The organism is candidate division WOR-3 bacterium, assembly GCA_039801365.1.
Lineage (GTDB): Bacteria > Hydrothermota > Tepidihabitantia > Tepidihabitantales > Tepidihabitantaceae > JBDRUN01.
In genome coordinates, this window is sequence record JBDRUN010000034.1 from 1 (window position 1) to 22,035 (window position 22,035).

General features: G+C 58.8%; 18 protein-coding genes and 2 tRNA genes. 10 read left to right on the top strand and 10 right to left on the bottom strand.

The window, feature by feature from the left end:
* The first annotated feature begins 267 nt into the window (after positions 1-267).
* From ABIL25_05805 to ABIL25_05835, 7 genes are all read left to right on the top strand, one after another.
* The gene (locus ABIL25_05805) at positions 268-2,028 is read left to right on the top strand and encodes a FlgD immunoglobulin-like domain containing protein (protein MEO0081790.1); all 1,761 of its coding nucleotides are present in this window, start codon (positions 268-270) and stop codon (positions 2,026-2,028) included.
* A gap of 95 nt (positions 2,029-2,123) precedes the next feature.
* A complete protein-coding gene (locus ABIL25_05810; GenBank protein MEO0081791.1) occupies positions 2,124-2,963 on the top strand; it encodes a FlgD immunoglobulin-like domain containing protein in 840 nt (279 codons plus the stop codon).
* A 69-nt stretch (positions 2,964-3,032) separates the two neighbouring features.
* Positions 3,033-3,119 (top strand) — tRNA-Ser (locus tag ABIL25_05815).
* A gap of 41 nt (positions 3,120-3,160) precedes the next feature.
* Positions 3,161-3,249, top strand: a tRNA-Ser gene (locus ABIL25_05820).
* A gap of 288 nt (positions 3,250-3,537) precedes the next feature.
* Positions 3,538-5,148, top strand: coding sequence for a glutamate--tRNA ligase (gltX, locus tag ABIL25_05825; GenBank protein MEO0081792.1), 1,611 nt, complete (start codon positions 3,538-3,540; stop codon positions 5,146-5,148).
* A complete protein-coding gene (locus tag ABIL25_05830; protein ID MEO0081793.1) occupies positions 5,138-6,850 on the top strand; it encodes a glutamine--tRNA ligase/YqeY domain fusion protein in 1,713 nt (570 codons plus the stop codon). Before gltX ends, ABIL25_05830 begins: the two co-directional genes overlap by 11 nt.
* Positions 6,851-6,882: 32 nt before the next feature.
* Positions 6,883-7,512 (top strand): hypothetical protein, encoded by a 630-nt coding sequence (locus ABIL25_05835; protein MEO0081794.1) that lies wholly within the window; start codon positions 6,883-6,885, stop codon positions 7,510-7,512.
* Here ABIL25_05835 and ABIL25_05840 read toward each other — a convergent pair.
* The 6 genes from ABIL25_05840 to ABIL25_05865 all read right to left on the bottom strand — a co-directional run bounded on the left by ABIL25_05840 (position 7,509) and on the right by ABIL25_05865 (position 16,024).
* Positions 7,509-10,610 (bottom strand): efflux RND transporter permease subunit, encoded by a 3,102-nt coding sequence (locus tag ABIL25_05840; GenBank protein ID MEO0081795.1) that lies wholly within the window; start codon positions 10,608-10,610, stop codon positions 7,509-7,511. The genes ABIL25_05835 and ABIL25_05840 overlap by 4 nt on opposite strands.
* Positions 10,607-11,482: an efflux RND transporter periplasmic adaptor subunit gene (locus ABIL25_05845; protein MEO0081796.1), complete on the bottom strand. Its 876-nt coding sequence runs from the start codon at positions 11,480-11,482 to the stop codon at positions 10,607-10,609. The genes ABIL25_05840 and ABIL25_05845 overlap by 4 nt, the downstream gene beginning before the upstream one ends.
* Positions 11,483-11,521: 39 nt before the next feature.
* On the bottom strand, positions 11,522-12,904 hold the full coding sequence (locus ABIL25_05850) for a TolC family protein (GenBank protein ID MEO0081797.1): 1,383 nt from the start codon (positions 12,902-12,904) through the stop codon (positions 11,522-11,524).
* A 2-nt stretch (positions 12,905-12,906) separates the two neighbouring features.
* Positions 12,907-13,503, bottom strand: a complete 597-nt coding sequence (locus ABIL25_05855) for a TetR/AcrR family transcriptional regulator (protein MEO0081798.1) — start codon at positions 13,501-13,503, stop codon at positions 12,907-12,909.
* 57 nt (positions 13,504-13,560) lie between these two features.
* Positions 13,561-15,534: an ATP-dependent DNA helicase gene (locus tag ABIL25_05860; protein MEO0081799.1), complete on the bottom strand. Its 1,974-nt coding sequence runs from the start codon at positions 15,532-15,534 to the stop codon at positions 13,561-13,563.
* A gap of 88 nt (positions 15,535-15,622) precedes the next feature.
* Complete coding sequence (locus ABIL25_05865) at positions 15,623-16,024, bottom strand: Minf_1886 family protein (GenBank protein ID MEO0081800.1); 402 nt, start codon at positions 16,022-16,024, stop codon at positions 15,623-15,625.
* A gap of 171 nt (positions 16,025-16,195) precedes the next feature.
* Between ABIL25_05865 and ABIL25_05870 the strand changes: the two genes are divergently transcribed.
* The 3 genes from ABIL25_05870 (at position 16,196) to ABIL25_05880 (ending at position 18,487) form a co-directional block, all read left to right on the top strand.
* Positions 16,196-16,936 carry an ABC transporter permease gene (locus ABIL25_05870; protein MEO0081801.1) on the top strand — a complete coding sequence of 247 codons (741 nt, stop codon included), beginning with the start codon at positions 16,196-16,198 and terminating at the stop codon, positions 16,934-16,936.
* Positions 16,933-17,655, top strand: a complete 723-nt coding sequence (locus ABIL25_05875) for an ATP-binding cassette domain-containing protein (GenBank protein ID MEO0081802.1) — start codon at positions 16,933-16,935, stop codon at positions 17,653-17,655. Before ABIL25_05870 ends, ABIL25_05875 begins: the two co-directional genes overlap by 4 nt.
* A gap of 73 nt (positions 17,656-17,728) precedes the next feature.
* Positions 17,729-18,487 (top strand): MlaD family protein, encoded by a 759-nt coding sequence (locus tag ABIL25_05880; protein MEO0081803.1) that lies wholly within the window; start codon positions 17,729-17,731, stop codon positions 18,485-18,487.
* A gap of 93 nt (positions 18,488-18,580) precedes the next feature.
* On the opposite strand, the gene tpiA is transcribed toward ABIL25_05880, so the two are convergent.
* From tpiA to ABIL25_05900, 4 genes are all read right to left on the bottom strand, one after another.
* Entirely contained in the window at positions 18,581-19,306 is a 726-nt protein-coding gene (gene tpiA, locus ABIL25_05885; GenBank protein ID MEO0081804.1) for a triose-phosphate isomerase, read from the bottom strand.
* An 86-nt stretch (positions 19,307-19,392) separates the two neighbouring features.
* The gene (locus tag ABIL25_05890) at positions 19,393-20,601 is read right to left on the bottom strand and encodes a phosphoglycerate kinase (GenBank protein ID MEO0081805.1); all 1,209 of its coding nucleotides are present in this window, start codon (positions 20,599-20,601) and stop codon (positions 19,393-19,395) included.
* A gap of 40 nt (positions 20,602-20,641) precedes the next feature.
* Positions 20,642-21,649: a type I glyceraldehyde-3-phosphate dehydrogenase gene (gene gap / locus ABIL25_05895; protein ID MEO0081806.1), complete on the bottom strand. Its 1,008-nt coding sequence runs from the start codon at positions 21,647-21,649 to the stop codon at positions 20,642-20,644.
* 66 nt (positions 21,650-21,715) lie between these two features.
* Positions 21,716-22,035 (bottom strand): T9SS type A sorting domain-containing protein (locus ABIL25_05900; protein ID MEO0081807.1); only part of this gene is annotated, 320 nt, incomplete at its 5' end.

Consider the following 22,035-nt stretch of genomic DNA (forward strand, 5'->3'; position numbering starts at 1 on the left):
GCGCCGCAGGTAGACCAGGGTGTTCTCCTGTTGCCTGCGCTCGACCTTGACGAGTTGCTGGCGCTACGGGTATCATATGAAACGCGCAAGCGTCAGGCAGGGGGTCACGATGTGCCTTGGCCGGCCCCAGTCGCCGTTATTGGAGATTGACTTGGCAAGAGACCGAGCTAGAATTGGCGCGAGCAAGAAGAGCGGCCGTGATGGACCGTAGGCAAGTCCGGATTTGACGCGGTCCAGCGGCCAAGAGAAACAAAAAGGAGGAAGCAAATGTACAGAGCCGTGTTCGCAGTCCTAGTGCTACCCGCGCTGATGCTGGCAGCGCCCAATCAACCCGTGACCGCTCTACCGGCCGAGATACCGGTTCAGACCGGTCCGGCGATTGGTCCGGCAGCGCCAAACCGTCCTGCTCAGGGTTCGACGTTCACCATCGGTGTCGTGGACACAATTGGTGGTACGACTTATGACTGGCAGGCAAACGGGCCGGCACTCCGGATGCTGGTCAACTCGCCGGATTACGGCGTCCACGCACTTTTCATGTATTCAGCGTCAACCTCAGGCACGACTTTCCCGGATCGGAACATGCGGTACAACTTCTACGACTACGGAAATCGAACTTGGAACTGGATTGACCCGGACTTTATGCAGTCCGGCGTAAACACGTTTACGTACCGGACCGGGTTCGGTTCGCTCGATGCTAAACCGAGCGACGGCGTTGCTGTGGTTTCCGCACATCACGCGACCAGTTCACTTGCGCCGGTTCTGGCCAGGGACATGGCTCCGGGAGCGGGTATTTTTGAATACTGCCCGGGCGAGCCGACCATTGATAACTACGCTTGGCCTTATATCGGAGTCGGGGATCAGGAGTATTACCAACTGGCAATGTTTGACTACTCGACCCAGGACGACCTGTATTACAGTCGTTCTGAGGACTTCACCAATTGGACTCCGGCGGTCACGATTCCGCCGCCCCAGCCTCAACCGATGTTCCCGAGCCATCAGATTGCAGTCTCCAAGGTTCCGGGTTCAGAGAAGATTGCCATCACCTGGGAGTTTCAAGGCGGAGCGCCGGACCCGGGGTTCTACCGGCTGTCGAACGACGGCGGCGTGAACTGGGAAAATCCAGTGGACATCCCCTGGCCTCCAGCTTTCGGTGGCGACACTGCGACTTCGTATCATATCACTTCGATCTTCCCGATGTTCGATGCCGAAGATCAACTCCATATTGTGGCGAACGTGATGCCCTATGTCGGCGGTCAGGGCTATATCATTCCGGCTCAGCTCTGGCACTGGTGCGAAGCTAACACGCCGAACTGGTCTCACATTACGACCGCGACCTGCGACCCGAACAATCTCGGAGCCGCGGTCGGGTACAACGCAATGTACGCCTGCCGGCCCTCGATGGGCGAGGACCAGAACGGAAACCTGTTCGTCGCATGGGAGCAGTTTGACTCGATCAATGTTGAACCGGGCCCACCCGAGCGTCTGCGGGCCGACATATTCTACTCCCATTCCTCAGACAATGGTCAGACATGGGCTGAACCAGTCAAGATAACTGATGGTGGTACGGTCTCGCACCGATTCCCCTGTATCATGGACTACATTACCGACACGGTAATGGTCATGTACATGATTGACCAGCGCGCTGGGTTCTACCTGTACAACGAGGGGCCAGCTACGTACAACCCGATTGTTGTGCAGAAGTGGGCAAACCCCTATGGTCCTGGTATCAAGTCTGGGCCAAGGCAAGAACCTCGGCAGATGGCAGTTACGGCCAGCCCGAATCCGTTCAGCCGTAACGTGAGAATATCATATGCTGTTCCTCGTGCCGGTACAGCGGCAATTAAGGTGTATGACATCACCGGCCGGCCGGTCCGTACGCTGGTTTCCGGCCGGGTTGAGCCGGGCCGGTACAGTATGGTGTGGGACGGTTGTGACGAGTCAGGCAGGAAGGTTGCAGCCGGTGTTTACCTGTACAAGTACTCACTCGGCCGTGACCGCATCACGGGCAGACTTACAATAGCTTACTAGCGGGGCTACGACTGTGTCTGGAGCGCCCGCTTCTGCGGGCGCTCCAGACTATCAAGATTTCTTGGTTGCCCTAATTCCGGATGAGAGAGGTTTTCATGAACAAGCTGGTTCTTCTTGCAGCTTCGTCGTTGCTAGTCGGTTCGGTCACCGGTCAATACACGCGAGAATGGCAGAGCGGTAATCTGGGCTATAACTGCTGGGGTGCAAGCTATGGATACGATGTTGATGGCGACGGCGTTCCCAACATGTACGTCCGCTCCAGCGGGCAGATTGCGATATACCAGAACTACTCGGTGTACTGGACCATTAACTTTTCCGGCTATGATTACCCGTCCCTGGTCACGCCCCGCGACATTGATGGCGACGGGCTTGTCAAGCCGGTAAACATGGACGGCGACCCGGCTGGCGAAGTAGTGGCGACAGCATATCGGGTTTCCGGGCAGGACCTTTATGGCAGGATAAGGGTTTACGATGCTTCGAGTAGGCAGCTAGAGTGGGACAGTGGAGAACTGTCCGGATTTACTGGTTCGGCGTCGGTTGATGACGTTGATGGTGACGGCAAGCACGAGGTAATCATCACTCGCTATAACTACACCGGAAACTGGGGCTATGTCGAGGTCTACGGGTACACTGGTGCGGGCATCTCCGGTGGTTACGGTCCGAAGTTGCGCTCCGCTGTTTCCGGTCCTACGGTAGGACAAGAACCTTCTATCAGGTTTCAGCTTGCCGGCCGGACAGCGGTCCGGGTAGCTTTGTACGACGCCGCTGGCAGACAGGTGAGACAGCTGGTGAATACTACGCTGCCCGCGGGTGAATACCAAATGAGCTGGGATGGAACGGACGATTCCGGGGCCTCATTGCCGGCGGGTGTGTATCTCTATCAGGTGGAGTGCGGAGAGGGGGCCAAGTCGGGGCACTTGGTGCTTGCGCGTTAGGGATTGTTGACTTGGCGCGTGGTTCGTCTAGATTTAGGGCCGTCGCTCTGTGACATTTTGGAGCCTTTCGGAGGGCTAGCCTAATTGGTAAGGCAGCAGACTTGAAATCTGCCGGCTCAGAGATGGGCCTTGCGGGTTCGACTCCTGCGCCCTCCGTTGATGAGAATAGGCTTTGTAGTGTGGGCAGACCGTATGCCGGAGAGGTGGCCGAGCGGCCGAAGGCAACCGCTTGCTAAGCGGTTATACGGGTAAAACTGTATCGAGGGTTCGAATCCCTCCCTCTCCGCTTTTCTTTTGTCCGAGTGCGGCATAGCACCGAGTTGTGGGTATTTCAGACATAGGCTTAGTCGGCAGCAGCGCTGCCGAAGATTCGCAGCTCGTCTGACTCGCTTTTCGAATCCCTCCCTCTCGTTGCGCTGAGAGCTTCAAGCCCCAGGTTCCAATCCGCAAGCGATTGTGACACAGGTCTGAACATGGGGGTAGTTCAGACTGTCTCGTTGGCTGTCTGCCATCTGATTTCGGTAGTTTCCCTTGAATCCGTGATTCGTTTTGCTAATGTTAGCACGCCATAATCATGAGTGAAGTGCGTGTGCGAATCGCACCCTCGCCGACCGGTGCGTTGCACGTTGGGTTGGTGCGGACCGCCCTCTATAACTGGCTGTTTGCCCGGCACCATGGAGGCAAGTTCATATTGAGAATTGACGATACTGACGTGCAACGCAATATGGCCGAGGTGTTGCAGCCGATACTTGACGGTTTGCGCTGGCTTGGACTTGACTGGGATGAAGGGCCGGAGAAGGGAGGACCCTATGCCCCTTATTTTCAGTCACAGAGGACAGAACACTACAGACTGGCCGTGGAGCGTCTGCTGAATACCGGACATGCCTACTGGGACTACGCAACGCCAGAGGAGTTAGAGGCCGAGCGTCGGCAGGCGATCGAATCCAAGCAGGGTGTGTTTCGCTACTCTCGACGCTGGATGGCAGAGACCCCAGAGGAACGGCGCAGATTTGAAGCAATGGGGCGCGGGCCGGTTGTTCGCCTGAAAATGCCCGGCTCTGGTACGCTGGTGGTTGAAGACCTGGTAAGAGGCCGAGTGGAGTTTGACTGGCAAAGAGAGCAGGACCATGTAGTCCAGCGCCAAGACGGCACTTTCCTTTATCATCTAGCCAGTGTGGTGGATGATGCGGAGATGGGTATCACACATATAATTCGGGCCGAGGAGCATCTTTCTAACACACCGAGGCAGATTTTCATTCTCCAGGCTTTGGGCAAGCCCTTGCCAAAGTTTGCTCACCTACCCTACGTTGCAGAACCGGGCAGCAAGAACAAACTAAGCAAGCGCAAGACCAGAGAGTATATGAAGAACCGGGATTTTGCCGAATTGGTCCAGCGGGGGGAGAAGGTCTGGCGTGGTCTGGGACACGATGCGTTGCCGGACACGTTCAGCCCGGTTTTTGTGGACTTCTACCGCGCAACCGGGTTCCTGCCCCAAGCGGTTGTAAACTACTTAGCTTTACTAGGCTGGTCGTTGGACGATAGGACCGAGCATTTCACGTTGGACGAGCTGGTGAAACAATTCTCACTCGAGCGGGTTATTCGTTCGCCCGCCAGTTTTGACCCCAACCGACTCATGGCTTTCGAGGTAAGGCATATGCTGGAGCTTCCCGTAGAAGAGAGGGTCAAGCTGGTACTGCCGTTCTTGGAAAGAGCAGGACTCGTCGGTGGGCAAAGTTCTCAGTCCGAGCTAAGGGAGAAGTTATACAGGATTGTGGAGGCAGCAGGAGACAGGATCAAGGTGGCGGGAGACATTCTTGATTATGCGGATTTCTTCGTGCCGGACGAGCAGTTGGTCTATGACGAGAGTGCGTTCAACAAGGCTCTGGCCAGACCAGAGCCGATCAGGTTGCTGGAACAGTTCCGAGCCAGGCTGGCGGTCCAGCAGCAGTTCGATGTCTGCTCCCTGGAGCGGCTGCTGCATGAGTTTGTTGCGGCAGAAGGTGTTAAGACTAGCCACATAATACATGCGCTGCGAGTTGCCTTGACTGGTAAAGCTGTCGGGTTTGGCATGTTTGAGACAATGGCGATTCTGGGCAGGGAGAGTTGCCTGGCGAGAATCGACCGGGCACTGAGCCGTGCCGGGTCGGGGACTGGATTGAAAAAGGAGAACCAAGGTGCCGGTTAGTGGCAAAAACTTCATCGAGGAAGCGATTGAGGAAGATCTGCGGACGGGCAGGTTTGACCGCGTGCAAACCCGGTTTCCGCCTGAGCCAAACGGCCGGTTGCACATCGGTCATGCCAAGGCGATAGGCATTGATTTCGGAATGGCGGAAAAGTACGGCGGCAAGTGCAACTTACGGTTTGACGATACGAACCCGACCAAGGAAGAGACCGAGTATGTCGAGGCGATCAAAGAGGATATCCGCTGGTTGGGGTATGACTGGGGAGATCGGGAGTACTATGCTTCGGACTACTTCGAGCAGCTCTATCAGTGGGCAGTGCAGCTCATTAGGGCAGGCAAGGCTTACGTCTGCGACCTTTCTGCAGATGAGATTCGGGAGTATCGCGGGACGCTGACTGAGCCGGGTCGGAACAGTCCATATCGTGACCGCACAGTGGAGGAGAATCTCGACCTGTTTGAACGGATGCGCAGAGGAGAGTTTCCGGATGGCTCTAGGACACTCCGGGCCAAGATAGATATGGCTGCTGCTAATTTGAACCTACGCGACCCGGTGATGTACCGCATAATGCACGCGCGTCATCATCGCACCGGTGACAAGTGGTGCATATACCCGACCTATGACTGGGCACACGGCCAGTCGGACTCAATTGAGAAAGTGACACATTCTTTGTGTTCTCTGGAGTTTGAGGACCACCGTCCGCTCTATGAGTGGTTCATCAGGGAGTTGGGCATATTCCCCTCTCGACAGATTGAGTTTGCCCGTTTGAACCTGACCTATACGGTCATGTCGAAGCGACGCCTGCTGGAGTTGGTAGCGGAAGGGCACGTAAGGGGATGGGACGACCCACGGATGCCGACTCTGGCCGGGCTGAGGCGTCGGGGCTATACGCCAGAAGCAATCAGGGAGTTCCTGCGTCGGGTAGGGGTGGCTAAGGCTGATACAGTGAGTGAAATTGAGCTACTGGAGCACTGTCTGCGCGAAGATCTGAATCGGCGGGCGTTGCGGAAGATGGCGGTGCTCCAGCCTCTGAAGTTGGTAATCGACAACTATCCCGAAGACCTGGTGGAAGAGTTCGACTGTGTCAACAACCCGGAAGACCCCAGCGCCGGGACGCGCAAGGTGCCGTTTTCTCGGGTGCTCTACATTGAACAGGATGACTTCCGCGAAGTACCGCCGCCGAAGTATTATCGTTTGGCAGTGGGACGCGAGGTGCGGTTGAGGTATGCCTATTTCGTGAAGTGCGAAAGTGTAATCAAGAACGAGCTGGGTCAGGTGACTGAGGTCCACTGTACCTACGACCCAGCAACCCGAGGTGGCGATGCGCCGGACGGTAGGAAGGTGAAGTCAACCCTGCACTGGGTGTCAGCCCGGCATGCCGTGGACGCCGAGGTACGGCTCTACGACCGGCTGTTCTCCAGACCGAACCCGGACGACGTGCCTGAGGGACAGGACTGGAAGGCGAACCTGAGGACGGACTCGTTGGTGATACTGACTGGTTGCAAGCTGGAGCCGAGCCTCGCAGACGCCGCACCTGGCGACAGATTCCAGTTTGAGCGGCTGGGCTATTTCTGCTGCGATCCGGATACCGAGAAAGACAACGGAAAAACACCGCAAAGGCTGGTGTTCAACCGGACGGTGACGCTGCGGGATGAGTGGGCGAAGATAGAGAAGGCAATGAGGGAACAGAAGCGACAAGGCGAGTAAGGCAAACGAGCCGATAATGCGGAAGGAGACCGATGGCAGAGCAAGAAATCATACGCTCCGGCGGGATGACGGTCTTGGGCCGAGTGCGCATCAGGGTCGAGGAGCCAAAGGCTGGCAAACGCTGTTTTCAGGTTGCATTTGAGCGAGAAGACCGCAAGACAAGGCCGGGCGAGCACGTTCTTCTTGCAGTTCATTACTACACGCATGTTCTGTCCAGATACCCGCGCGAGGACCCGAAGCTTGATGCATTTGGCATGAGACTGCGTCAGATGGTCGCCGACATTATCGAGCAGGGTATCTGGCCCGGTTCGAATCTTCTGGACTACGCCGGCGCAAGTGAGCGTATCAGACTCGTGTCGCCAGAGGACAGGTTCGATGGTAAGGAAGTACGGGCAGTACTCTTTCGGACTGTGCTGGGAGAGGACCTGGACCTGGCACTTGAGATTTGCCCCGGATGGGACGAGGATGCACTTGTAGATTCAGTAGTTGCCCTGCTGCAGTTTCTGACCGACACCGTGTCCGAGCCGGAAATTGAGCTATTGGACAAGACGTTACGTTACTTGAGGACGTACATCGGCGAGGGTGCTTACTACGCCAGTCCGGCCGCGGCACAGCATCTGGCGAACCGGGCGTTTAGAGAGGCCGGCGGTGAGGTTGTCTAGTCGCCGGCGACCGGCCCTTGTTTTCTAAGCCGGCTTCGTTCGGACCGCGTCTCGAAGATGACGTAGAGGACCGGGACGAATACTAAGGGGAGGAAGGTGGAGACAACCATGCCGCCGATGATCGCCCGGCCCAGAGGCGACCAAAGCTCAGAACCTTCACCGATCTGAAGCGCAAGCGGCAACAGTCCAAAAATCGTGGTCAGCGAGGTCATGAGAATCGGCCGCAGCCGGACCCGGCCTGCCTCCTTGACGGCGTCAATAAGTGACATGCCCCTGGCTCTGAGTTGTCTCGTGTAGTCAATGTAAACGATGCCGTTGTTTACTACGATGCCGGTAAGAACAAGTACCCCTAGACCGGATGTTACTGACAGGGCGGTTTTCGTGATGAATAGAGTCCATAGTACACCGATAAGAGCGAACGGTACGGTGAACATGATGATGAACGGGTCGCGGAACGATTCGAACTGGGAGGCCATGACCATGTACACCAGCATGAGCGCAACAACTACGACTAGACCCAGGTCTTTGAAAGTTCGGACCATGTCTTCATAGGAGCCGGAGAGTCGCATATCAAACCCGGGCGGAATCGGAATGGCACGTACCGCCCGGCCTACTTCCTGGGCAAGCTGGCCCGATGACTTGCCCACATTCTTTCCGGTTATGCGTACTATGCGGGCTGTGTTTCTGTGTTCGATTACTAGTGGGCTCGTACCGGAGCGTACCACTACTAAGTTTCGGAGCGGCACCGCGCCCATCGGTCCGTTGACTACAAGCCCGAGGATATCGGTGATAGAATTGCGCTGGTCAGGTCGGAGTCGTAGCAGAATGTCGTATTCCCGTCCGGCCAGACGGAACTGAGTAGCGGCGTTGCCTTCTATTTGGGTCCGCAGCGCGGCGCCGATCTGGTACGGGGTCAATCCGTAGAGTGCAGCTTTCTGTCGGTCCACAACGAGCTGGATTTCAGGCTTGCCTGGTTCGCGACTCGAACGGATGTCAACGAGTCCGGGTATCGTGTCAATGGCGGAAATGACCATGCGCGTGAGCGAGTCAGCGGTTGCAAGGTCGTGTCCAGTGATGTCTATTTCAACCGGAGCTGTGCCACCCATGAAGGTGGCGAGGGAACGTTCTTCGGTACGCACTCTAAGACCGGGAATCGTCGCGGCCTCGCGGCGGATGCCTTGATCAATCTCAGCGATGGAATGCTTGCGTCTGGCCCGCTCCCTGAGGATCAGGTTCATCGTTCCAATATTGGAGCCACTGCTGCCAAAGATGGCGGAAAACACATTCGTACTTCCGCCTACCTGAACCGAGATACCTTCAAGTTCTTCACCCCATGTCGTCCTGATGTATCGTTCCAGCCGGGTGATCGCAGAGTCGGTTTTCTCAGCCGATGTGCCTACCGGCATCTCAGCGGTCACGGTATGAAACCAGCTTTCTTGCGCGGGCATGAACTCCCGGCCGATGAAGGGGAGAAGAGCCAGGCTCACCAGAAACAGCAGAACGGCAACGAAAACTACAACCCGGCGGTGATGTACGGCCCAGCCGAGTATTCTGCCGTAGCGCTGTTCAAGCGCGGTATATAGCCGTTCGGTCCAGGCGCGCAGACCGGTTGCGCTTGTTCCGGGAGCTGGCATCTTGAGAAACCGGCTGGAGAGCATCGGGATAAGCGTCAGGGCAACAGCAAGTGAGGCGAGGAGTGAGCCGACGACAGCCCAGACGAGTTCCTTGAAGAATACCTGGAGCAGGCCGGAAACCAGAAGCATTGGCAGGAACACAACTACGGTCGTAAGGGTGGAGGCGGTAATCGCCATTGCAATCTCACTGGTGCCGACACTTGCTGCCCGGAGCGGGTCGTCCCCCTCCTCCCGGTGGCGGAAAATGCTCTCGAAGGCAACGATGCCATTATCAACGACCATGCCGACGGCGATGGCCAGGCCGGCCATGGAGAGAATGTTTACCGAGAAGCCGAAGATGTACATGAAGAATACCGCGAAGAAGATGGAGACCGGAATGGAGAAGGCGACAAACATCGTCGCCCGGAAACGACGTAGGAAAACGAAGAGAACCATGACGGCGAGAATGCCACCAATGATGATATTGGTAGTGACGTTGGAGATGGAGCGGTTCACCTGAAGGGAAGAATCAAAGAAGACGTTCACGTCCACGCCTGCCGGGAGCGTGCGGCGGAGACGATGGATTTCGTGTTTGACTGCCTGTGCTACCCGCACCGTGTTGGCATCAGGCCGACGCTGGACGACAATGAAGACACAGTTCTGACCGTTGTAGCGGGCACGGGCCTCACTTTCTTCAGGGAGCCAAGCGACTTCGGCCACGTCCTGGAGAAGAATGGGCGAATTGCCTTTCGTCCCAATCACGGTGTTGCGCACCGCCTGCAGGTCAGAGTACTCGCCGATCAGCCGGATGAGATAGCGGCGTTCGAGGTCGGAGAGCGCACCAACCGGATAGTTGAGATTCTGGGCCTTGAGTGTCTGGACAAGCTGCTCGTTGGTTATGCCTGAGGCCGCAAGTTTGCGAAGGTCAATCTGAATCTGGACCTGGCGCCGGGTGCCACCTGCAACTGAAACTGCGGCAACGCCTGGCGCACGCTGGAGTCCATCGGCGAAGTCCTCGGCGACGTCGCGCAGTGTCATCGGGTCAATGTCGCCGTACATTCCCATCTGAACAACGGGCATCATGGACGGGTCAAATTTGAGGATGAACGGCCTTGTCGCATCGTCAGGCAAGAGCGAAGCGGCCATGTCAAGCCGGTCACGTACGTCTGCCGAGGCAGCGTCAAGGTCGGTGCCCCATTCAAACTGCATCTGAACGATAGATAGATTCTCGAGCGAGCGCGAGGTGATGTCTTTGACGTTGGAAATGGTGCCAACGCGTTGCTCAATGGGGGAGGAAATTTCTGATTCGACTTCGAGCGGACCGGCACCAGGGTAGAAGGTGGCAATGACCACCATCGGCAGGGCCACGTCCGGATAGACATCAACCGGCATGCGGGTCACGCCGATGAGTCCGAACACAAGAAGGCCGACGGCAATCATCGCCGTCGTGACCGGTCGGCGGATGGCAGCGTCAGATAGTCTCATTGGCCGACCTCGACCGGGTTCACGGTTTCGCCGTCCCGTACCCGTTCCTTGCCGGTCGTAGCGACTTTTTCGCCTGGTTCAAGGCCGGTCACGACCTCAACTAGCGAGTCGCCGACGAGTCCAGTCTTGATATCGCGGAAGTGTGCGACCCGGTCCTTGATCACCACCACCCGGCTGAATCCGTCGGTGAAGAGCGCGCCAAGCGGCAGCGCTACTACGTCCTGCTTTTCTTCGGCAAGGAGTCTGATGCTGGCAGTCATTCCAGGTACTAGTCGCCGAGCAGTATTGGGGATGGATAGTTCAACTGTCGCGGAGCGAGAAAGCGGGTCCACCATCGGAGTTACCCGGCTGACCCGGCCGAGAAAAACTGTGTCCGGGACAGCGGATACCGAAACCCGGGCAGTAGCGCCAGTCCGGACGAAGCGCAGGTCAGCGTCGCTGACCAGGGCACGTGCCTTGATTGTGCTTGAGAAACTGGAAACGACAGCGACCGGCATCGTTGGAGCGACGGTCTGACCGACCTCGACGTACACCTTGCCGACTGTCCCCGATACCGGGGCAAGTACCGGCCCGGGTTTGTAGTCCATGCCGGGGATGTCGTTGACCACATAGGCGATCGGCTCACCTTCGCTGACGGTAGAGCCTTCGGGTCGAACGATTTCAGTTACCCGGCCGGCAACTTTGGACATGGCCATAACCTGTCTCTCTCCTTCAAGCGTACCAAGCAGTTGAATGGTACGTCGGACCGTGGTCTTCTGGACAGTGATGACTGCCACTGCCTGGGCCAAGCGTGTCTCTTGTTTCTCGCGCTGCGGACGGCAGGCAGGCGAAAAGACGATAACTATGATTGCAAGCGTAAGGACGCGGGACATGGTTCCTCCTGCGGATAATTCGCGCTGTGCATACTAGGTCTATTCGGCCCCGGTTGCCTTGGCCAGTCTGGCCTTGGCAATTTGGTAGTTAGCGAGCGCGTTCAGGCGCGCCACACGGGCCTGGGTGAGTGCAACCTGGGTGTCTAGGTATTCGAGGTTTGTCAGCAGGCCGTTCTGGTAACGTGTCTCAGCTAGCGCCAGGGCATCTTCGGCAAGCCGGACATTGGCTGACTGATAGGCCGTATTTTTCGCTTCCTGATGCAGGGCCGATACCGCGGCCTGAACCTCAAGCCGGATGCCGTCCTCAGCCATGGCCAGGCCGAACCTGGCCTGACGCAGTCGGGCCTGAGCTTGCCTGAGTTTGTTGTGGTTGGAAAGGCCGGTGAAGAGCGGCCAGGAGAGACCAGCAGTCGCATTCCAGTCGCTGCCCCATTCAGCCGAAAAGCCGACCGGGTTGCGATAGCTGTAGTTGAATTGAGCGAATGCAGTCGGCAGGTTGGCGGTCCGGGCAATGCGGACCCCGAGGTCAGCGATGCGAACCGCATCGCGGAGCTGTCTGAGTTCCGGCCGATTCGCCAGCGCCGAAGTCTGAGCAGAGTCGAGTACGACGGTCATCGAGTCCGGCTGAAGGTCTTCCACCAGACTGACCGGCATGTCCGGTTCCAGACCAAGCGTGTTGCGCAGGGCCGAAAGCGCCAGGCTCGCGGTATTTTCCATCTGTGATACCTGCGCTTCCAGTTGTTGCAGTCCCAGGGTTGCTTTCATCAGGTCGAGTCTTGAGGCCAGGCCATTCTCATAAAGAGATTGGACCTGAGCAACGTGTCCTGCTAGTTGCTGATAGGACGCTCGCATTACTTCCAGCGTCTTTTCCGCTAGCAGGGCCTGGTAGAAGCCGGATATCGCGTCGAGTCGGACCTGGGCACGGGCTTGTCTGGCAGCTTCCTGCTGCATGTCGAGGGTAAGCCCAGCGATGCGATAGGCGTTGATAAGCTTTCCCCAGGTGAAGAGCGTCTGCTGGGCAGTGAGTCCGGCTGAGTAGTTGTTCACGCTGCCGAGGGGTAGACGGAATGTGTCAACTCCGACCGGTACGCGCACCGGCACACCGGTATTGCCGATGTAGTTGCCCTGGGGGTCAAATACCGGCACGGTCATTATCGAGTCGTGGGCCGAGAACATCGTGAATTCGTTGGCCCGGGCCAGACGCGTGTAGGTGCCGGTTGCCGATACTTGGGGAAGGAATGAGCCGAAAGCCGCATTGCGGCCATACGCCGCTTCTTCGAGCTTTGCCTGAGCCAGCGCGAGCTGGCGGTTATTGGCCAGCGCCAGTTCTGCGGCGCGACGGGCGTCCAGTTGAAGCGTCTCTGCTAAACCTGCGGCCACAAGGCACAATGCCGTGGCAGTAATTGATTTGATGCTAGTCATAGTTATTCCTTGGTTCGGGCCATGAGGCCGGAGAGAAACAGGTCGAGTACTTCAGTTGTCCGGCCCCGGAGCCCGATGTCATGGCGGTGGGCAATGATGCTAGTCCGGAATGCCTGCAGGAACCCGAGCGCGGCCAGCCGGGCATCTACCCGGCGGAAGATGCCAGACTTGATGCCGGGCCGGATTATCCGGGCCACGGCTTCGACCATCTGTCGCAGGCGTGGAAGAATCGCGCGATGGAAACGCTTGACCGCGTCTTCCGGTACGTTGATGTGTTCCAGTGAAACTAGCGTCAGGATACCGGGACGGGTGAATACGTGCTCGGCCCATTCGGTGAAGACTTGTTGTAGCTTCTTTTCCGGAGCGAGCGGACGGGCGTCAATCGCAGAGACGATGTCGAGGGCCCGGCAGAGAAGCCAGTCCACCAGGCCGAGATAGATTTCCGGTTTGTCGCGGAAGTAGAGGTACACCGTGCCCTTTGCTACCCCGGCCCGGCGGGCAATGTCGTCAACTTTGGTCTCGAAGTAGCCGCGCTCCGATACTTCACTGAACGCAGCCTGGAGAATGGCAAGCCGCTTTTCCTGTGAGTAGGGCCTCATAGTTTATTTAGTAAATATACTGACTGGCCGGTCATTATAGCGGCCGGCAGCAGGTTGTCAAGCAGAGCACGACCCGGCGAGGAACGTGGCGATGCGGGAGAGGTCGTTGGTGCGCGGCAGGTCAGGAGGCAGGGACGCAAGGAACAGCCGGCCGTAGCCGCGGGAGAGGATCCGACGGTCGAGCACACAGACTACGCCCCGGTCGCGTTTGGTCCGGATGAGGCGGCCAAAACCCTGGCGGAACCGCAATATCGCACTTGGTAGTTGATAGGCGCGGAACGGTTCGGTGCCCTGTTCACGCAGGCGTTCGCAGATGGCGGCGAGTCGGGGTTCGTCCGGGACGTCGAACGGTAGTCGGCAGATGATGAGACAGGATAGGGCCTCGCCTGGTACGTCAATGCCCTGCCAGAATGACTGGGTGGCGAACAGGACGGAGTGGACGTCGGCGCGGAATCGTTCGAGGAGCTGGGGCGTCGGCAGTTCGCCCTGGCGGAGATGGGTATAGCCCGAGTCTGGGACAAGGTCCGAGACTCGGTTCAGGGTGTCGTAGCTTGTGAAGAGAACAAGGGCCCGGCCCCGGCTGGCACGGAGGATGTCGGCGATGATATGTGCAGCTTTGGGTGCGAAGTCCAGAGCCGACGGTTCGGGCAGATTCGGCGTGGTGAAGAGCAGGCTGGCATTGGAGTAGTCGAACGGCGAGTCGAGGAGCAGGGTCGAAAAGCCTTCGAGCCCAAGCCGGCCGGCAAGGAAGCTGAAGTCTCGGGCAACGGTCATGGTCGCCGAGGTCATTATTACGCTTGCGAATCCGGGATAGACCGTTTCGGCCAGGGCCCGGTCAATCGCCAGGGGCGCAGTAAGAAGCACAAGCCGACCCGGGGTGATTGTTTCAACCCATTGGACTTCACGCGCTGGGTCAGGCTGGGCGAATCGAAGCAGGTCTTGGGCCGCGTCCCGCAGCCGGCGTGAGGCAGCTTTGATTTCGGTCGCGAGTTCTTCTTCGTCGGCGTCCTGGATGGTCTCAGCGAGGACGTCGGCCAGGTGCTCAAGGGCCGGACTCGGGACCGCGGCCAACGGACCGTTCAGTCGCAGCCGTGAATCAGTCGGCGGCATGAGCCGGGCAACGTCGGTGAAGAATCGGTCGAGTTCAATTCGGCAGGCCCGGACTTCGGCGGCGATGTTGTCGCGTACCGGTTCAGGGTAGCCGAGCGCGTCAATCAGGCCGCGGCCGGTTCCAGGGCAGATGGTGTCAAGGACTTGAATCAGGGAGTGCTGGGAGACTTGGCACCCGAAGTGTCGTGCCGCCGCTTCCTCAAGCCGGTGGGCTTCGTCAAATATGACCGCGTCGGCCTTGGGCAGGAGTTCCGGTTCGGTCGCCAGCCCGGCAAAGAACAGTGCGTGGTTGACGATGAGGATTGAGCTGGCCGCCCAGGCCGAGCGGCCGCGAAAGTAGAAGCACTCTGAGAAGTACGGGCAGTTTCTTGCGCGGCATGCGGACGAGTCGCGGCTGATTCTGGTCTGGAGCGCCGGCCATAGTTGATAGGGGTAGTTGAGGAGCACGCCGTCTTCGGTCTTGCCGGCCCAGTTAAGGAGCCGGTCGGCCTCAGCGGCTTCTTCGCGAGTCTCGAACAGGCCGTGGCCGATGCGCGAGTGTAGCCGGAACCGGCAGAGGTAGTTTTCCTGGCCGTAGGCGACCGCTACTTCCGGCGTTTCGGCGAGCACGCGTCGGAGCAGGGGCACATCCTGGTTGATAAGCTGGGTCTGGAGCAGCCGGGTGTAGGTCGAGACCGCAACGCGGCGTCCGGTCGCACTGGCCCAGAGCGCGGCCGGCACAAGATAGGCAAGGCTCTTGCCGACACCGGTGCCGGCCTCGACAACAAGGTTCTTTCCTTCGCTGAGCGCTTGCCAGACAGCCGCAGCCATTCGTTCCTGCTGGGGACGGTATTCGTATCCGGGCATGATTTGTTCGAGCCGGCCGCCGGGTGTGAAGAGCGACGCCGGTGATGTTGTGGTATTCTTTTTTCTGCCGGCCATGTCGCTCAGTTGCCGAAGGGTCGAGCAGGGGAAGGGGCAGGAGCAGAGCGGGCAGCGAGGAAACCGGTCGTTATTGGTCGCTCGGTTGTCATCGGGCCGGTTTGTTTTTTCGCCGGGGTTGTTGAGGCGAGTTGTTTCGTCCGATTCGATAGGCGCCGGTGAATGCTCGGTCGAAGTCGAAGACGGCGTGGAATTCTTCGATAGTGTCTTCTTCGGTGCGGGACAGGAGTCTTGCGTTCACGAGGTTGAATACAATGTTACCGAAGTCGTCGGTTGTCTTTACACCCCATGAGTTCAGTACCGGCTTGGCCAATAGGCCGTAGCGTTCAAGTGCGAGGATTCTGATGCCTTCGAGTAGTTCCCGACCTGAGACGTGGCGTTCGCGCTGGAACAGGCGCTGGGCAACCGGTAGGGCTTCGTACACGAAGAGGTAGGCGTCAATCGTGTAGCGCGGGTCGTGCTCGATGATTTCTTGGAGTGGACCGGTCACGCTTTGATTCTAGTCGAACCGGTACGGCAGGCAAGCGTGCCTGGGTCAGTAGCGCCGTAAGGCGGGCCGGTGGGCCGCTGACCGGCAGGGGTCGTGGTTTGCCGGGGTCGCTGCCTCTTGGAGAGGAAGCGCGGCGTTGACACTTGTCCGAGTAGGGATAAGATTGCCGAGATGAGCTGGGTCGGTTCACCGGCACGGTATCTTGCGTTTCTGGCCCGGAGTCTTTTCGTGGCGTGGGACATGAGGCGGACCGGGCCGAGACTGGCCGAGCAGATTTTCCGGCAGGGCGTGGCGGCTTTGCCGATCGTGGTTTTGGCCGGCGTTTTTGTCGGGCTGACAACCGCAGTGCAGACCAGTTATCAGTTGATGGGCGTGGTGCCGAAGTATTTTGTCGGCATGGGCGTGGGCCGGCTGGTGCTGATCGAGCTGGCACCGGTGTTTGCCGCGTTTGTCGTCGCGGGCCGGTCGGCGTCGGCGATGGCCGCCGAGCTGGGTTCGATGCGGGTCTCAGAGCAGATTGACGCACTTGCCGTGATGGGCATAAATCCGTATCGGTATCTGTGTCTGCCGCGGATTGCGGCATTGGTGATTGTACTGCCAGCACTGGTCGTGGTGATGGAGTCGGTGGCAATTGTCGCGGCACTGGCGGTTTCGACGCTGGCGCTGGATATTTCGGTCTATACGTTTATGTACGGGGTGACTCATTTTTTTCTGGCGCGGGATTTTTTCGGCGGGCTGGTAAAGGCCGCCGTGTTCGGACTCTTGGTGGGCGCGAACGGTTGTTATTGCGGGTTTGCCGTTGCGGGTGGGGCCGAGCAGGTGGGCCGGGCCACGACCCGAGCCGTGGTGGCCTCGGCGATCATGATTCTGGTCGTTGATTTTGTCGTGGCGCTTTTGTTTTTCTATTCATGATACGGGTCGAGCAAGTCTCGAAGAGTTTTTCCGGCCGGCTGGTACTGGACCGGGTGAGTTTCGAGGTGCCGGACAGGAGAGTCGTGGTGATTCTCGGACCGTCGGGTATCGGTAAGACCGTGCTTTTGCGGGTGATGACCGGGCTTTTGGCACCAGATTCGGGCCGGGTAAGCTATGATGGGCTGGTAGTGCGTTATGGTGCTTTTTCAGACAATCGGGCAGTGCTGCGTCAGCTGGGGTTCGTGTTCCAGGGCGGAGCATTGTTTGATTCGATTGATGTCGCCGGTAACGTCGGTCTGCCGCTGAGTGAGCTTGACCGGCTCGGATCAGAGGAGCGTCGGGCGCGGGTGCAAGCAGTATTGGAACGCGTCGGCATGCTTGAGTGTGCGCAGCGGTGGCCGCGGGAGTTGTCCGGTGGCATGATCAGGCTGGTGGCGATTGCCCGGGCCCTGGTCAGAGACCCACGTTACCTTTTTCTTGATGAGCCGACTTCCGGACTCGATCCGGTGATGAAGGAGCGGATATGTCGTTTGATCGCCGGACTGCGGGATGAGGAGGGTAAGACCGAGGTGGTGGTGAGCCACGACCTTGAGGCAGTCAAGGCAGTGGCCGATGAGATTTTCATGCTGCGCGAGGCAAGGTTGGTACCGCTGGAGCGGGTAAGGAAAGAAGACTATCGGGTAGGATGTAGTCAGTGGCTTGTCGGTAACCGGCCATAGGAAAGGAAGTGAGTAGTGGGTAGTTGTTGTCGAGAGGTCAGGCGCCAGGCAGCCCGGTCAGGGGATGGGTGAGATGAGCCGGAGCGTGCGCGAGGTAGTTGTTGCCGGGTTCGTTGTTGCTTGCATCGGGTTGGGCGTTGTTGCTTTTTTCTGGTTTTCCGGCCGGCTGGAGAGCAGCCGCCGCCGGAGTGTGGCGGTGATGTTTGATGATGTGACCGGGTTGCGGGTCGGTGACCCGGTTGAGGTGATGGGTGTGCCCAGGGGCAAGGTGCTGGCACTTGAGTTGGCCGGTCAGAGAGTTAGGTGCGTGGTCGGGCTGGACCGGGATGTAGAGTTGACCGAGGATTCGAGGATCGCAATCCGGTCAGTGAGCTATCTGGGTTCAGACCGGTATCTCATGGTGACAATCGGTAAGGGGCCGGCCGCACCAGCCGACATGGTGTTTGAGGGCCACAATGAGGCGCTGAATCTGGAGGAGACTTTCTTGCGGCTGGACCGGATGCTGGCCGGGTTTGACCCTTCGGCTCTGGGCCGGGGAGTCGAGGATAGGGCAAGGGAGCTTTTGTCCGGGATTGCGGCCGAGGTTGCGCAGCTCGGCAGGAGGTTCGATCGGTTCAGTACCGGGTTTGAGTCAACCGGCCGCGCTTTGGAGCGCGTCGCCGCCGGGCTGGATAGTCTGTCCGGTTTGCTTGCCGATAGTTCAAGCGCCGGCCGACTGCTGAAGTCGGATGAGCTGTATCAGGAGATTAGGCAGACTAACGAGGCACTGCAGGCGCTGATTGCAGATATGAGGCAGAATCCGAGGCGGTATTTCAGGATAACAGTGTTCTGAGTTTCTGGGACGAGGCGGCCGCGCCGACCAGAAGTAGAAGCGATCCGGAACAGGGGCCCCAGAACAAAGCAGCGGACGCACCGGGGGGCAGGTTCAGTGCCCGACCGTAGCCGGCCGGTATCGGATGATGCGGACAAGGGAGTTGACGTCCAGGCTTGCACCACCAACCAGGACACCGTCTATTTCCGGCTCGGCCATGAGCGCATCAATGTTGTCCGGTTTGACCGAGCCACCGTAGATGATCCGGGTGGAACGGGCAAAGCGGTCTGAGATGCGGCCGGTAAGCCATTGTCGGATGAACGTGTGGATTTCCCGGGCCTGGTCCGGGGTGGCGTTGCTGCCAGTGCCGATGGCCCAGACCGGTTCGTAGGCAATAACTAGGTCGTCAGTTTCTTTGAGTCCTTCAAGCGCAGCGGTGAGTTGCCGGGTTATGGTCGCGGTTGTCTTGCCGGCTTTGCGTTCGGCAATGGTCTCGCCACAGCAGAGGACCGGGGTGAGACCAGTTCGGAGCGCAGCCTGGAGTTTCTTGCGGCAGTGGTCGTCGGTTTCGCCGAATAGTTGCCGGCGTTCCGAGTGGCCGACCAGGACAAAGGTGCAGCCAAGGTCGGTAAGGAAGTTTCCGGCAATTTCGCCGGTGTAGGGGCCTTCTTGTTCCCAGTAAAGGTTCTGGCCGCCCCAGGCGATGTTTGGGTCGCGGAGTTCTTCGGCAATCACGGCAAGGCTGGTGTAGGGCGCAAAGATGACGATTTCGCGGTCGCGGATGTCTTTGAGTAGTGGCCGGAGCCGGATGACAAACTGGCGCGCTTGGGTTGCAGTCATGTGCATTTTCCAGTTGGCAGCGATGAGCGGTACGCGGACCGGACCGGCAGACTCCGAGTTGCCAGAACGAGTGGGTAGGGGACGCATCAGTCGAGCCGGCCAGGGCGACGGGCTGGCGCGTTGGCAAGTACAGCGACGCCGGGTAGTTTGCGGCCTTCAAGGAATTCAAGGCAGGCACTGCCGCCAGTCGAGGCGTGGCTGACTTTGTCAAGGCAGCCGAATTTGTCAAGCGCAGCAAGGGTGTCGCCACCACCGGCAACGGTGACCGCGCCCCGAACCGTCGCAAGTGACATGGCTTCGCAGATTGTCCTGGTGCCCTGGCTGAATGCGTCTTTTTCGAACATGCCCATTGGCCCAGCCCAGACTATGGTCTTGGCGCTCTTGAGGACATCAGCGTACAGCCAGCTTGTTGCCGGGCCGATGTCGTAAGCCGCTTCGGCTGAGGGAATGGCCGCAGCCGAAACCGGCCGGACTTTTGGGGCCTGCTCAGGGTCAGGCGCAACCAGGAAGTCAGCCGGGAGGATGAGACGGCGGTCTTCGGCAAGCTCAGCGGCACGTTTGACTAGGTCCGGGTCGAACAGGGAGCGGCCAATCTGGCGACCTTGTGCGGCCAGGAACGTGAACGCCGGCCCGCCGCCGATGAGGAGTTTGTCAACTTTGGGCAGGAGGTTGGCGATGACACCGATTTTGTCCGCAGTCTTGGCCCCGCCGATGAGGGCGATGAAGGGCCGGGCCGGCGATTCAAGGACGCGGGAGAGGAATTCGATTTCTTTTTCCATGAGCAGCCCGGCAGCCGGACGATCGAATAGTTTGGCCATGCCCGCAGTTGAGGCGTGCGCCCGGTGCGCAGTGCCAAAGGCATCGTTGACGTAGCAGTCGGCAAGGACCGCGAGCTGCCGGCAGAATTCAGGGTCGTTTTCCGTCTCGCCCGGGTGGAAGCGGAGGTTCTCAAGGAGCGTGACCGAGCCAGGACCAGCCCGGCTTACCATTTCTTCGGTCTGCGGTCCTATACAGTCCGGAGCAAACGCCACCGGCCGGTCTAGGAGCCGGGCAAGCGCTTCGGCAACCGGCCGGAGCGATAGTTTCGGGTCAGGTTTGGCTTCGGGTTTGCCAAGATGGGAGCCAAGGATGACGACCGCACCACGGGCCAGGAGGAGTTGGACCGTGGGCAGCGCGGCCCGGATTCTTGCGTCGGAGCGGATTGCTCCGGTTTCGGTGAGGGGTACGTTGAAGTCAACCCGGACGAAGACACGGCGGCCTTCTACCGGCAGGTCCCGAACAGAGAGTTTTTTCATCAGTCGCCTCCAGTTCGCACGCAGGTGCCGGGCTGGGCCATCACAGACGGGCTCCAATGTAGCGGGCAAGGTCAACGAGTCGGCAGGAGTAGCCGTATTCGTTGTCGTACCAGGAGTAGGTTTTGATTAGTGTCTTGTCAACGACCGCGGTCAGGCCAGCATCGAAGATGCAGGAGTGCGGGTTGCCGATGAAGTCAACCGAGACCAGCGGTTCGGTACAGTACTGGAGGATGCCTCTGAGGCTTGTGTCCGCAGCCGTCTTGAAGGCATTGTTGACCGTTTCAACCGTGGCCGGTTTTTCAACTAGGCAGGCAAGGTCAACAATTGAGACGTCCGCAGTGGGTACCCGGATGGCCATGCCGTCAACTTTGCCTTTGAGTTCGGGGAAGATGACGCCGATGAGTTTGGCCGCACCAGTTGAGGTCGGGATCATTGAGACCGCAGCCGCACGGGCCCGGCGCAAATCAGAGTGGGGCAAGTCAAGGATGCGCTGGTCGTTGGTGTACGCGTGTACCGTGGTCATGTAGGCACTCTTGATGTGGAAGTTGTCGTGGATGACTTTGGCCGCCGGTACCACGCAGTTGGTGGTGCAGGAGGCGTTGGAGATGATGTGGTCAGTTGCCGGGTCGTAGGTTTCGTGGTTGATGCCGATGACGAGTGATTTCACGCCTTCGCCTTTGGGTGGGGCCGAGATGATGACTTTCTTGGCACCGGCTTTGAGGTGAAACGCAGCTTTGTCCGCCGAGCGGAAGCTACCGGTTGATTCGATGACGATGTCAATTTCGAGTTCTTTCCAGGGTAGTCGGGATGGGTCTTTTTCGGCTGTGACCCGGGCAGTGCGGCCAGCAATGGTGATTTCGCTTTCGCGATGGGTGATTTCGACCCGGGCTCGGCCGTGGACCGAGTCGTATTTGAGTAGGTGAGCAAGAGTCGCAGCATCAGTGATGTCGTTGATGCCGATAAGGTGTATGTCCGGGTCATGGGCAACAAGCCGAGCAACAAGCCGGCCAATGCGTCCAAAGCCGTTGATGGCAATCTTTACGGGCACGGAAACCTCCTTTTCAGGTGCTGGTCAAGGATATTGGATGGTTCGCAGTAAGTCAAGTTGACCAGTTCAGCGGGGTTGTTTGACGATTTTGCAGGTTGCAGTTGTATCGCCGGCTTCCAGCCGGAGTAGGTACACACCAGGGTTGAGCGCCGCAAGGTTGAGCGGGAGTGCAGGTTGCAACCCATGGTTCAGAGTTTGTCGGAGCAGTGGCCGACCGGTTATGTCGTAGAGGTTGAGCGTTGCCGGACCGGGTTCGAGCAGGGTTGAGCGGGCCGTAGCCCAGGAGCCAGTAAGCGGGTTGGGCATCACTTCGAGCAGCGGCGGCCGGGTTGCCAGCCCAAGCCGATGGCTTGTTCCGGCCGGCGCCGTGGTTTCGATGCGCAGCG

Coding starts and splice junctions, on each gene's coding strand:
- ABIL25_05805 (MEO0081790.1), top strand. CDS start 268: ATGTACAGAGCCGTGTTCGCAGTCCTAGTGCTACCCGCGCTGATGCTG.
- ABIL25_05810 (MEO0081791.1), top strand. CDS start 2,124: ATGAACAAGCTGGTTCTTCTTGCAGCTTCGTCGTTGCTAGTCGGTTCG.
- gltX (MEO0081792.1), top strand. CDS start 3,538: ATGAGTGAAGTGCGTGTGCGAATCGCACCCTCGCCGACCGGTGCGTTG.
- ABIL25_05835 (MEO0081794.1), top strand. CDS start 6,883: ATGGCAGAGCAAGAAATCATACGCTCCGGCGGGATGACGGTCTTGGGC.
- ABIL25_05840 (MEO0081795.1), bottom strand. CDS start 10,610: ATGAGACTATCTGACGCTGCCATCCGCCGACCGGTCACGACGGCGATG.
- ABIL25_05845 (MEO0081796.1), bottom strand. CDS start 11,482: ATGTCCCGCGTCCTTACGCTTGCAATCATAGTTATCGTCTTTTCGCCT.
- ABIL25_05850 (MEO0081797.1), bottom strand. CDS start 12,904: ATGACTAGCATCAAATCAATTACTGCCACGGCATTGTGCCTTGTGGCC.
- ABIL25_05855 (MEO0081798.1), bottom strand. CDS start 13,503: ATGAGGCCCTACTCACAGGAAAAGCGGCTTGCCATTCTCCAGGCTGCG.
- ABIL25_05860 (MEO0081799.1), bottom strand. CDS start 15,534: ATGGCCGGCAGAAAAAAGAATACCACAACATCACCGGCGTCGCTCTTC.
- ABIL25_05870 (MEO0081801.1), top strand. CDS start 16,196: ATGAGCTGGGTCGGTTCACCGGCACGGTATCTTGCGTTTCTGGCCCGG.
- ABIL25_05875 (MEO0081802.1), top strand. CDS start 16,933: ATGATACGGGTCGAGCAAGTCTCGAAGAGTTTTTCCGGCCGGCTGGTA.
- ABIL25_05880 (MEO0081803.1), top strand. CDS start 17,729: ATGAGCCGGAGCGTGCGCGAGGTAGTTGTTGCCGGGTTCGTTGTTGCT.
- tpiA (MEO0081804.1), bottom strand. CDS start 19,306: ATGACTGCAACCCAAGCGCGCCAGTTTGTCATCCGGCTCCGGCCACTA.
- ABIL25_05890 (MEO0081805.1), bottom strand. CDS start 20,601: ATGAAAAAACTCTCTGTTCGGGACCTGCCGGTAGAAGGCCGCCGTGTC.